Consider the following 12,280-nt stretch of genomic DNA (forward strand, 5'->3'; position numbering starts at 1 on the left):
CACCCCCTTCAAACACATAAAAGGAAACACCCATGAGCAAGGTATTAGTTCTTAAATCCAGTATTCTGGCAGGGTACTCTCAGTCTGGTCAGTTGTCTGATTATTTTGTTGAACAGTGGCGTGAAAAGCACTCTGCTGATGAAATCACTATCCGTGACCTGGCTGCAAATCCTGTACCGGTACTGGATGGCGAACTGGTGGGTGCGATGCGCCCGAGCGATACACCGCTGACACCGCGTCAGCAGGAAGCGCTGGCGCTGTCCGATGAGCTGATTGCTGAGCTGAAAGCGCATGATGTGATTGTTATCGCCGCGCCGATGTACAACTTCAACATCCCAACGCAGTTGAAAAACTACTTTGACCTGATTGCCCGCGCTGGTGTGACTTTCCGTTATACCGAGAAAGGCCCGGAAGGTCTGGTGACGGGTAAACGCGCTGTGGTGCTGACCAGCCGTGGTGGTATCCATAAAGATACACCAACCGACCTGATCACGCCGTACCTGAACGTATTCCTGGGCTTTATCGGCATCACCGACGTGAATGTCGTCTTTGCTGAAGGTATTGCTTACGGCCCGGAAGTGGCGTCTAAAGCACAATCCGACGCGAAAGCCGCTATCGACAGCGTAGTTGCTGCCTGATAATTCCCCCTCTCACCGTCCGGTGAGAGGGTTTCTCCGGCACTTACTTCTTTACCTGTACCCGTATCTGTTTGCCGTGAATGCGATTAATATCACGCCAGATGGTTGCATAATCCCTGCATTTCGCCAGATTCTCTTCCCAGCAATGAAGCAAAAATTGTTCAGGCTCCGCGACATCCCGGCTTAACAGTTTGAATACCCAACGATTCCAGACATACCACTTGAGAAGCCACATGATTTCACCCCACAACGCGACCGGTGTTGGACTATATCAGCATCCATTTTATGCCGTGTGGCAACTATTGCGATGTCGATGAGTAAGTCAGCGTCGTGACCAGGGGTTGTGTACAAAGAGATTTATTCTTTCCGCAACCACTTACCATTTATACCCTGGACGTATTCACCCGGTTTAGCGCGAGCAACCAGCTTTTGCCCGGCCATTTTTGCTACTTCATCTGGCGGAATATTATTGCTCTCTGCCAGTTGCTGATAGCTGGCGTTGCGCGCTTTATTAATCTCACTCACCAGTGCCTGCGTTTCGGCATCGGTTTGCAATGCAACCAGATAGCCATTGAGCGTTTCCCCTACTCGACCCTGAGTTCTGGCTTCATTCAGGGTCAATGCCCACGCATTGCTACTGAGTAAACTCAGGACGGCCAGCGCCACTGCAAACTGTTTTCTCATCATGACCTCAGAACAAATCGCTGCGCGATTTCAATAAGCTTTCGACGTCTTTATCAACTTTGATATGGATCTCATGCTCGATTTTGACGTTCATATTAATGGTGATGGGCTCTTTTGGCGCAGCCACTTCGATTCTGGGAGTGCACCCTACCAGCAGAGATGAAGCCAGCAGACCCAGCATGGCAGCTATCGTTTTCATTGTTGTTCCTCACATTCCTTGCCTTCCGGGCAATGGGTTTCCGGCAGCGCTGCATTTTGTTCAAGCCATGCCTGTAAATTGTCGCCAAAACGCAAGCTGCGCCATAGCGTAAAGACGTTTTCCTCGTGGGTATAATTCAAATTAACTGTACCTACTTTGCCATCCACCCGACTATTGCCAGTCACGGTTGACTGCATGGTTAAGACACCGAGGTTATCCAGATTTATTTTCGTCCACGAATGGCTTATTTCCATATAACGCAGCCAGTTAATGGCCGCCCCCGCCGCCATGTTATCTTTGACGACCGCATCAGCGGTATCCTTATCAATACGCAACGTCATCGGCCCTGGATTAGTCAACCAGCCGTCTTTAATGATCCATTTTTCATTATCCAGCCATAATGGCAACGCGCCACTGACCGGGCCAGACATGGCGAACTGTTTGGGGTTAACCGCACTGATAAGCTCGCTGGAAGAGATATTCTGCACTCGCAATAAGGCCGGATCGTGCTGCGGCATCCGCAGTTGCTGCATGATGATTTTACCCCCCAGCAGATCAGCGCTGACATCGCTCAACAATAACGGGTTGTTTTCACTCCAGGGGTACGCCCCCTGCAGATCGGCGGCGATATTTTTCACTGTCACCTGATTCACCACTTCCGCAATACGCAATGAAATAGGTCCACGCGTACCTAGTTGCCATGCACCTTCACTAAACCGGAAAGGCAATACAAAATCGACACCGTTGATTTGGTTATCGGGCATCCAGGCGCTACCGCCTTTTAACACTCCATGACCGCCCGCTTCAAAGCCCTGCTCCGGGGCTGCCGAAAACGCGACCTGCGCATACAGCTCACCTTCTCGTAGCTTCATTTTCCAGTCAGGTGGGATCAGCGGTTGGAATACGGTGAGCGATTGTTTTGGCCACCAGGCCTGTCCGCGCAGGCGGATACCGTCCCAACGACCATTCAACTGTACGGGCCCAATCGCCCCAGCGTGAAGCTGGCCTTTGAACTGGAAGATTGTCGGATCGCTACCATCGACGCTGAACTTCAGCGTCGATGGTGGTAACACGCTTCCCCCGGTGAAGGTGGTGTTCCCTGCGTCCAGCGACAGCGCGCCGCTAAATGTCGGTTTGGTTGCATCCCGCACCCAGACTATCGGTTCGTCCATCACCAGGCGTGGGTTTTCCACCTTCATCGTGCCGTATTGCAGATGATCAAATCCGGTGGAAAGATCAAATAGCTTCAGGGTATTGTCATGCCATTCCCCCTTACCCGCTACGTCCCAACGGGCATGCATCGGCGTAAAGCTGCCTTCACCCCAATATCGCCACTGCCAACGACCAGCATCAGGAAGAAAATCATTTGCCAGACCATCGAGATGCAGTTCAAAGCCCCCCATCTGGTTTTCGTGAGCGCGTAAAATAGCCTGCAGACGCCCATCGACACCGCGTTGCGTGACTTTTACCCCTGCCAGCGGCCAGCGAATCTCGTCAATATCCAGCGAATCAATCACCCGCCCACGTGAGCGCAGCAGCGCCCCTGGCTCGAAAGCCAATTGTGGATCGTTCAGACTTCCGGTGAGTCTCGCGGGTAATTTCGCGTAGAAGATCAGATCGCCCTGTTTCGCTTCACCGGTCAACTGTAGCGGCATCTCGCTACTATCCATGCCAAGCTTACCCGGCCCCAGCGTTAATACGGCATTTCCTTTACCGGCGTCGCCATGCGTCATAACGTTCAGACGCCCACTCACCACCGCGTTTTCCAGTCCTGCCTGCCAGTTTTCAACTTTCATGCCCAGCCGGCCACTTAACGGGAATCCCTGATAAGGCCAGTTCCAGCGTCCGTCGCTGATGGTCAGTTGCTGGCGTGTTATTTCCCACGGAAGGTCAAGCAGAGGATCGGCATTATCCCGCGCCATGACGATCAGTTGTCCGCTGTTTTGTTGCCACTCCAGTTCGGCGTCCACAAGCGTAGGTTCTTGCGGCAAACTTAACGTCGCAACCGCATGACCGCTTACCGGCAGTCCATCGGGCACCAGTGGCATAGTAAATTCACCGACCAGTCTTACCGGCGGCTGGCCTTCAAATGCCGCAACATCCAGCTCAGTTACTGTGAGGTTTTGCCCGTGCAAACGCCCCTGGAATTTAACTTTTTCCCCCTGGTAACGCAGCTGTTGAGTGGAGGGAGTGAGCGAGAGTGACAGTTTTCCCTGCCATTCCTGCCATGGAGAGAGAATAAGTTTGTCGATGTTAATCCAGGTATTAGGCAGCATTGACTGCCATTCAGCCAGCGTTTTGGGCGCTACTGGCGACGGCTCGGTCTGCGGCAATTTGGCCAGGCAAGCTGAGTCCAGCTCGATGGTCCCGACATTCAGCAACCAGCGGCTGGGGTGAGACAGATCCGCCTGAGTAATGCGCGCTAGCGGACAATCTTCAACCAGATAGCGGAGTTCAGGTATATGTAACCCATGCCGTGTCAGCCGCGGGCTCTCGTCCAGCGCGATGCGTGTTCCAACGGGTAACCAGATACCCACCAACGTAGGCACCCACAGGCCAAGCGTCATCACTAGCGTCAGCGGCACGAGAATCAATAATAAGAGGAGTGCCAGAACGGCTTTATATTTACCCTTCATGGGTAGTTAATATCCTGATTTAGCAAAAATTTAAGCCGGTTTAGGCCCGTATTGTGGCATGTTTAACTGGATATGCCCACATTAAGGATAGATAACCGTTTTATAGGCACGCTGTTACACGTGCCGTCGGGGATATTAAGATTCAGACTCAATGGGGCCTCAGTTGTCCATCGCTATGTTTAGGTCCTATACGACCAGCTTCTATCAGAATTTCTTCAATGAGTTCTTCGAGGCACTCCCTACCATGATGATCGCAGACCAGATGTACCTGCCGGGAAATCTCATCAGGTTTCATACCATCGCATAATGCCGCCTTCAGCATTAAGGTGGCCCATCGTTTTGCTTCAGAATGAGTTAGCATGACTCCTCCCGATATTTGCTACCTGTATAAGCGTAGCTGTCAGGATGTGATTCGGCTGGCTTTTTAACCACGTTGTCTTTACCGGCATGAGCTGGATGAAAATTCTCCAGTTGTTGAAAACGCGTAATCTGCCCACACTAACCAGATATACGTTGGAATTATTCATTACGTCTATGACTATCAATAACTTTTTATATTTTGTAAAATAATTTGAATTGGATTAATGTGACGTCAAAATCACTGGAGAAAGTCTTATGAAACTCGCCATCTATAGTACAAAACAGTACGACAAGAAGTATCTGCAGCAGGTTAACGAGGCTTTTGGTTTTGAACTTGAATTCTTTGACTTTCTGTTGACGGAAAAAACAGCCAAAACCGCCCATGGCTGCGAAGCCGTGTGCATTTTCGTCAACGACGATGGTAGCCGCCCTGTTCTGGAAGAGCTGAAAAAGCATGGCGTGAAATATATCGCGCTACGTTGCGCCGGGTTCAACAACGTCGATCTCGACGCTGCAAAAGAGCTGGGTATGCAGGTCGTACGTGTGCCAGCCTATTCACCGGAAGCCGTCGCTGAGCATGCGATTGGCATGATGATGACGCTGAATCGCCGCATTCACCGCGCTTATCAGCGTACCCGTGATGCCAACTTCTCTCTTGAAGGGCTGACCGGCTTTACCATGTATGGCAAAACGGCTGGGGTGATCGGTACCGGTAAAATCGGTATTGCGGCCCTGCGGATCCTGAAAGGTTTTGGTATGCGCCTGCTGGCGTTTGATCCCTACCCAAGCGCTGCTGCGCTGGAGTTAGGCGTTGAATATGTCGATCTTAAAACGCTATTTGCCGAGTCCGATGTCATCTCTCTGCACTGCCCGTTAACACCGGAGAATTATCATCTGCTCAATCACGAAGCCTTTGAGCAAATGAAAAACGGCGTGATGGTTATTAACACCAGTCGTGGTGCATTGATCGACTCGCAAGCCGCTATCGATGCGCTGAAAAACCAGAAAATTGGTTCTCTGGGTATGGACGTGTATGAAAACGAACGCGATCTGTTCTTTGAAGATAAATCCAATGACGTGATTCAGGATGATGTGTTCCGTCGTCTGTCGGCCTGTCATAACGTGCTGTTTACCGGGCACCAGGCGTTCCTGACCGCCGAAGCGTTAACCAGCATTTCTGAGACTACGCTACAGAATCTGGCACAAATCTCCAAAGGCGAAACCTGTCCAAACGCCCTCTTCTGATTTCCGTGCTCCCCTGGATTCAGGGGAGCATTTTCAGACAATCACCGATGATAAAACACTCAGTATCATTATTATATTGAATGTATTCCCGTCACAAACCCAGAGAAATAGAATGAAGAAAGTTGTCACGTTGATTGCGCTCAGCATGCTGATGGCTGGCTGTGTGAGCAATGGAAAAGTGTCCGTCAATCGCGAACAGTTGCAGCATCACCGCTTCGTTTTGCAGAGCGTCAATGGTAAGCCGGTAACCGTCGCCAATAACCCACCTGAATTAAGTTTCGGTGAAAATATGACGGTGTCGGGAAAAATGTGTAATCAGTTCCATGGTCAGGGCAAGCTGTCCGACGGTGAATTAAAAGTGAAAGACATGGCAATGACGCGCATGATGTGCGCCGATCCACAGCTTAACGCGCTCGACGGCATCGTCAGCGAGATGTTTAAGCAAGGCGCACAAGTTGATCTGACTGCTGACCAGTTAACACTGGCTACGGCAGAACAAACGTTGACGTTTAAACTGGCAGATTTAATGTAGTAAAAGCAGTGGCTCAATAATTCCCACAGCTTCCGGCGGCAAGCGACTGCTCACTACAGCGTTTGCCGTTAGGTAATGCACACATGCCGATGGCAGAACCATCCAGTTGGCGTGCCACGGAGAGCGAACCTCCAATCATGGCGCAATTTGCCTCTCCAGAACTGGACATTGCGGCCTTCATCCCCGGTGCGACATGAGCGGCTGTTGCCTGCTGAACAGGTTCACTGCTGCACGCCGATAATAATAACGCGGCACACCCTACCCAAAACGCTGCGCGCATCTTACTCCCCTCTGAATATTAACCAAACGACACAGCCATAAATAATAGGCAGCGGAAACACTGCCGTCGAGAGGCAAAATGCGCATTTATGCGTGCTGTTTACATTTTCTGGCAATTTTTTGGCTACTCCTTTGATCAAACCATTCATTCTGATTATTCCCAGGACACAAAAGCGAAAATCTGTCTTTAGCGCTTTTGCTAAAATAGAAAGATAACTACAGGATTCGCCGCAGTTACGCGGGTCCCTCTTTTTGCGCAATGTAAGGGTGTCAGTATGATCACAATTGACGGTAATGGTGCGGTTGCTTCAGTCGCATTTCGTACCAGCGAAGTTATCGCCATCTACCCGATTACGCCCAGTTCGACAATGGCTGAACAGGCAGATGCCTGGGCCGGAAACGGGCTTAAAAACGTCTGGGGAGATACCCCTCGCGTCGTAGAAATGCAGTCAGAAGGCGGCGCAATCGCGACCGTTCACGGTGCATTGCAGACCGGTGCGCTCTCTACGTCGTTTACCTCATCGCAGGGCCTGTTGCTGATGATCCCAACGCTGTATAAACTGGCCGGTCAGTTGACGCCATTTGTGCTGCACGTTGCCGCGCGTACCATTGCTACTCATGCGCTGTCTATCTTCGGTGACCATTCCGACGTAATGGCAGTGCGCCAGACAGGGTGCGCGATGCTGTGTGCCAGCAGCGTACAGGAAGCACAGGACTTTGCGCTCATTTCACAAATGGCCACTCTGAAAAGTCGGGTTCCGTTTATTCATTTCTTTGATGGTTTCCGCACATCGCATGAAATCAATAAAATTGTGCCGCTGGCCGATGACACGATCCTCAGCCTGATGCCGCAAGCTGAAATTGATGCGCATCGTGCCCGCGCGCTAAACCCTGAACATCCCGTTATTCGCGGGACATCTGCGAACCCGGATACCTACTTCCAGTCGCGTGAAGCGACAAACCCCTGGTACAACGCGGTTTACGAAAACGTCGAACAGGCGATGAACGACTTCGCCGCGGCGACGGGCCGCCAGTATCAACCCTTTGAGTATTACGGTCATCCACAGGCGGAACGTGTCATTATCTTGATGGGTTCTGCAATTGGTACCTGCGAAGAAGTCGTCGAAGAGTTACTTGCTCGTGGAGAGAAAGTTGGCGTCCTGAAAGTTCGGCTGTTCCGCCCATTCTCTGCCAAACATTTACTGCGCGCCCTGCCGGAAACCGTACGCAGCATCGCCGTTCTGGATCGCACTAAAGAGCCGGGTGCTCAGGCAGAACCGCTGTATCTGGATGTAATGACCGCGCTGGCGGAAGCCTTTAACTGCGGCGAGCGGGAAACCCTACCGCGCGTAATTGGCGGGCGTTATGGCCTTTCTTCCAAAGAGTTTGGCCCGGACTGCGTCATGGCGGTCTTTACTGAGCTGAGTAGCGCGAAGCCGAAACCTCGCTTTACGGTTGGTATCTATGATGATGTCACCAACCTGTCACTACCGCTACCGGAAAGCACCCTGCCCGGTACCGCGAAGCTCGAAGCGCTGTTCTACGGTCTGGGCAGTGACGGCAGCGTGTCGGCCACCAAAAATAATATCAAGATTATCGGTAACTCGACGCCGTGGTATGCGCAGGGTTATTTCGTGTATGACTCGAAAAAAGCAGGCGGTCTGACGGTTTCTCACCTGCGCGTCAGCGAGCAGCCTATTCGATCAGCGTATCTGGTTTCACAAGCCGATTTTGTTGGCTGTCACCAACTGCAATTTATCGATAAGTATCAGATGGCCGAGCGCCTGAAACCAGGCGGGATCTTCCTGCTTAATACTCCTTACAACGTGGATGAAGTCTGGGCGCGTTTGCCGCAGGAAGTTCAGGCAGTACTGAATCAGAAGAAGGCCCGTTTCTACGTGATTAATGCGGCCAAAATCGCTCGCGAATGCGGTCTGGCAGCGCGTATTAACACCGTTATGCAAATGGCATTCTTCCATTTGACGCAAATCTTACCCGGCGACAGCGCGTTGGTTGAATTGCAGGGTGCGATTGCGAAAAGCTATAGCAGTAAAGGTCAGGATCTGGTTGAACGTAACTGGCAGGCGCTGGCTCTGGCGCGTGAATCCGTCGCCGAAGTGGCACTCCAGCCAGTTGACCCGCACAGCGCTAACCGCCCACCGGTGATTTCTGATGCCGCGCCGGATTTCGTGAAAACCGTTACCGCGGCAATGCTCGCCGGTCTGGGTGATGCTCTTCCCGTATCCGCGCTGCCGCCAGACGGCACCTGGCCAATGGGCACCACGCGTTGGGAAAAACGCAATATCGCCGAAGAGATCCCCATCTGGAAGGAAGAGCTGTGTACCCAGTGTAACCACTGCGTTGCCGCTTGCCCGCACTCGGCAATCCGCGCCAAAGTGGTTTCACCAGAAGCGATGGAAAACGCCCCTGCCAGCCTGCATTCTCTGGATGTGAAATCACGCGATATGCGCGGTCAGAAATATGTCCTGCAGGTTGCGCCTGAGGATTGCACCGGTTGTAATCTGTGCGTCGAAGTGTGCCCGGCGAAAGACAGGCAGAATCCGGAGATCAAGGCCATCAATATGATGTCGCGCCTTGAGCATGTTGAAGAAGAAAAAGTTAACTACGACTTCTTCCTCAATCTGCCGGAAATAGACCGCACTAAACTGGAACGCATTGATATTCGTACCTCACAGTTGATAACGCCGCTGTTTGAATATTCCGGCGCCTGCTCGGGCTGTGGTGAAACACCGTATATCAAACTGCTTACGCAGCTGTACGGCGACCGCATGCTGATCGCCAATGCGACCGGCTGTTCATCGATTTATGGCGGTAACCTGCCCTCAACGCCGTATACCACCGACGCTAACGGTCGTGGGCCAGCGTGGGCAAACTCACTGTTTGAGGATAACGCCGAGTTCGGTCTGGGCTTCCGTCTGACGGTGGATCAGCACCGTGTGCGCGTTATGCGTTTATTGGAACAGTTTGCCGATAACATTCCGGCTGAACTGAATGACGCCCTGCGCGCTGAAGCGACGCCAGAAGTACGCCGTGAACAAGTTGCCGCGCTGCGCCAGCACCTGAAAGATGTCGAAGGCGCACAGCAGCTGTTAACCGATGCCGACGCGTTGGTCGAGAAATCCATCTGGCTGATTGGCGGCGACGGCTGGGCTTACGATATTGGTTTTGGCGGTCTGGATCACGTCCTGAGTCTGACCGAGAACGTCAATATTCTGGTGCTGGATACTCAATGTTACTCCAACACGGGTGGACAAGCGTCGAAAGCCACACCGCTCGGGGCTGTCACCAAATTTGGCGAACACGGCAAGCGCAAGGCGCGTAAAGATCTTGGCGTCAGTATGATGATGTACGGGCACGTGTATGTTGCACAGATCTCTCTGGGCGCACAGTTGAACCAGACGGTGAAAGCGATTCAGGAAGCAGAAGCCTATCCGGGTCCGTCGCTGATTATCGCCTATAGCCCATGTGAGGAGCACGGTTACGATCTCGCGCTAAGCCACGATCAGATGCGCCAGCTGACGGCGACCGGATTCTGGCCGCTGTACCGCTTTGATCCGCGTCGTGCAGATGAAGGTAAATTGCCGCTGGCGCTGGACTCTCGCCCACCGTCAGACGCGCTGGCCGAAACATTGCTTAACGAGCAGCGCTTCCGCCGCCTGAATGCCCAACAGCCAGAAGTTGCTGAGCAGCTGTGGAAAGACGCCGCCGCCGATCTGCAAAAACGCTACGACTTCCTGGCCCAACTGGCAGGTAAAGCAGAAAAGAGCGGTGCCGAGTAATACATTTATCTCAGTATTTGCCTGGAACCAAAAAAAAAGCCCGAACAGTTGTTCGGGCTTGTCAATTTATTCGCTGGCTAATTAATAATTACCATCAATATACCAACGAAAAATAAAACGTGACAATAAAGGCATATAACACGCGCAGAATAGCCCAACAAAATTCAATTGTATAATTTTTATTTTATATATTTTCACGCAACACATTCATCGCAATTATCATCATTTCCGTAGAATTATTTATTTAAGGTTTTACTTAAGGCGTAACAATTCATATTTATCTCTTTACGGAACTTCTCCTTTAGCATGCTTTTACTCCCTACATGGGTAGTCACAGGTTAATAAAAAAACTAAAGGATTATTTCAATGAACAGAAAAGTACTGGCTCTCGTAATTCCTGCCCTGCTGGCTGCAGGCGCTGCTCACGCTGCTGAAGTATATAATAAAGACGGCAACAAATTAGATCTCTACGGTAAAGTAGACGGCCTGCATTATTTCTCTGACGACGCTAACAGCGATGGCGATCAGACTTATATGCGTATGGGCTTCAAAGGCGAAACTCAGGTTAACGATATGATCACCGGTTATGGCCAATGGGAATATCAGGTTCAGGCCAACGGCACCGAAGGCGATAAAGGCGACTCCTGGACTCGTCTGGCATTCGCAGGTATTAAAGTCGGCGACTACGGTTCATTCGACTACGGCCGTAACTACGGCGTCATGTACGACGTTGAAGGCTGGACCGATATGCTGCCAGAATTCGGTGGCGACTCTTACACCAAAGCAGACAACTTCATGACCGGTCGTGCAAACGGTGTTGCAACCTACCGTAACACCGACTTCTTTGGTCTGGTTGACGGTCTGAACGTTGCGCTGCAGTACCAAGGCGCGAACGAAAATCAGTCACCAGAACAAGAAGGCACCAATAACGGTGGCGACGATCGTAACATGAAGAACTCTAACGGTGACGGCTTCGGTATCTCCTCTACCTACGATCTGGGTATGGGCGTAAGCTTCGGTGCCGCATACACTTCTTCTGACCGTACTAACGAGCAGGTAAACCATTCAACTGCAGGTGGTGATAAAGCTGACGCATGGACTGCTGGTCTGAAATACGACGCGAACAATATCTACCTGGCAACCATGTACTCTGAAACCCGCAATATGACTCCGTATGGTGGTTCTGACGGTAGTGATAATACTATCGCCAACAAAACTCAGAACTTTGAAGTGACTGCGCAATACCAGTTCGACTTCGGTCTGCGTCCGGAAGTTTCTTTCCTGATGTCTAAAGGTAAGGATCTGACTATGCCAGGTACTGCTGCAAGCCCAGCAGGAACAAGCGGTGACAAAGATCTGGTCAAATATGCTTCTGTAGGCGCTACTTACTACTTCAACAAAAACTTCTCCACCTATGTTGATTACAAAATCAACCTGCTGGACGAAGACGACAGCTTCTACACTCGCAATGACATCTCTACTGATGACACTGTAGCACTGGGTATGGTTTACCAGTTCTAATCCGTCAGCCCGCTGGCAACAGCGGGCTCTCTTTATGTTCTAACAATTCTGTTTTATCCAGATCAAAACATTATATCTGTTGCGTTAAAACATCTCTCTGATAGATGATATCTTGCATTAAGACCTGTAGTAGAGGATACCTGCAATGAATCATCATCCTGTAAAATCATCCCGTATTGCATCCGTCGGTTATGACGAATCCTCTCACACGCTGGAAATTCGCTTTCACCAATTGGCTACCCTGCAATATCAGCCTGTCCCTGCCCGTATTTTTCGTGATTTCCTGAGCGTGGTCTCGAAAGGTCGATTTTACGACGGCGTAATAAAAGGCAAGTTTCCTGAAATCAAAATAAAGTGATGCCAAAATGTGATCTTTGTCATTGTAC

Annotated in this window: 11 protein-coding genes; 6 read left to right on the top strand and 5 right to left on the bottom strand. The window is 51.0% G+C overall.

The window, feature by feature from the left end; all coding sequences use genetic code 11:
* The first annotated feature begins 32 nt into the window (after positions 1-32).
* Complete coding sequence (gene azoR, locus WC1_RS12220) at positions 33-638, top strand: FMN-dependent NADH-azoreductase (protein WP_016150301.1); 606 nt, start codon at positions 33-35, stop codon at positions 636-638.
* 43 nt (positions 639-681) lie between these two features.
* On the opposite strand, the gene WC1_RS0122790 is transcribed toward azoR, so the two are convergent.
* The 4 genes from WC1_RS0122790 to WC1_RS12205 form a co-directional block, all read right to left on the bottom strand.
* Positions 682-873 (bottom strand): hypothetical protein, encoded by a 192-nt coding sequence (locus WC1_RS0122790; RefSeq protein WP_003020344.1) that lies wholly within the window; start codon positions 871-873, stop codon positions 682-684.
* 122 nt (positions 874-995) lie between these two features.
* Positions 996-1,322, bottom strand: a complete 327-nt coding sequence (locus WC1_RS12215; protein WP_016150302.1) for a YdbL family probable chaperone protein — start codon at positions 1,320-1,322, stop codon at positions 996-998.
* 7 nt (positions 1,323-1,329) lie between these two features.
* Positions 1,330-1,521, bottom strand: coding sequence for a YnbE family lipoprotein (locus WC1_RS12210; RefSeq protein ID WP_003020350.1), 192 nt, complete (start codon positions 1,519-1,521; stop codon positions 1,330-1,332).
* Positions 1,518-4,157, bottom strand: a complete 2,640-nt coding sequence (locus tag WC1_RS12205) for a YdbH family protein (protein ID WP_016150303.1) — start codon at positions 4,155-4,157, stop codon at positions 1,518-1,520. Before WC1_RS12205 ends, WC1_RS12210 begins: the two co-directional genes overlap by 4 nt.
* A 615-nt stretch (positions 4,158-4,772) precedes the next feature.
* Between WC1_RS12205 and WC1_RS12200 the strand changes: the two genes are divergently transcribed.
* A complete protein-coding gene (locus tag WC1_RS12200) occupies positions 4,773-5,762 on the top strand; it encodes a 2-hydroxyacid dehydrogenase (RefSeq protein WP_003020354.1) in 990 nt (329 codons plus the stop codon).
* 112 nt (positions 5,763-5,874) lie between these two features.
* The gene (gene hslJ, locus WC1_RS12195) at positions 5,875-6,294 is read left to right on the top strand and encodes a heat shock protein HslJ (protein ID WP_003840829.1); all 420 of its coding nucleotides are present in this window, start codon (positions 5,875-5,877) and stop codon (positions 6,292-6,294) included.
* A 13-nt stretch (positions 6,295-6,307) separates the two neighbouring features.
* On the opposite strand, the gene WC1_RS23680 is transcribed toward hslJ, so the two are convergent.
* On the bottom strand, positions 6,308-6,574 hold the full coding sequence (locus WC1_RS23680; RefSeq protein WP_003020360.1) for a putative hemolysin: 267 nt from the start codon (positions 6,572-6,574) through the stop codon (positions 6,308-6,310).
* 274 nt (positions 6,575-6,848) lie between these two features.
* Here WC1_RS23680 and nifJ point away from each other — a divergent pair, with 274 nt between their 5' ends.
* The 3 genes from nifJ to WC1_RS12180 all read left to right on the top strand — a co-directional run bounded on the left by nifJ (position 6,849) and on the right by WC1_RS12180 (position 12,252).
* A complete protein-coding gene (gene nifJ / locus WC1_RS12190) occupies positions 6,849-10,373 on the top strand; it encodes a pyruvate:ferredoxin (flavodoxin) oxidoreductase (protein ID WP_016150304.1) in 3,525 nt (1,174 codons plus the stop codon).
* A 366-nt stretch (positions 10,374-10,739) separates the two neighbouring features.
* Positions 10,740-11,894, top strand: a complete 1,155-nt coding sequence (gene ompC, locus WC1_RS12185) for a porin OmpC (protein WP_016150305.1) — start codon at positions 10,740-10,742, stop codon at positions 11,892-11,894.
* A 145-nt stretch (positions 11,895-12,039) separates the two neighbouring features.
* Entirely contained in the window at positions 12,040-12,252 is a 213-nt protein-coding gene (locus WC1_RS12180; protein WP_003020366.1) for a KTSC domain-containing protein, read from the top strand.
* The last annotated feature ends 28 nt before the right edge of the window (positions 12,253-12,280 follow it).

Origin of the sequence: Citrobacter sp. KTE30 (assembly GCF_000398825.1) — a bacterium.
GTDB classification, from domain to species: Bacteria; Pseudomonadota; Gammaproteobacteria; order Enterobacterales; family Enterobacteriaceae; genus Citrobacter; species Citrobacter freundii.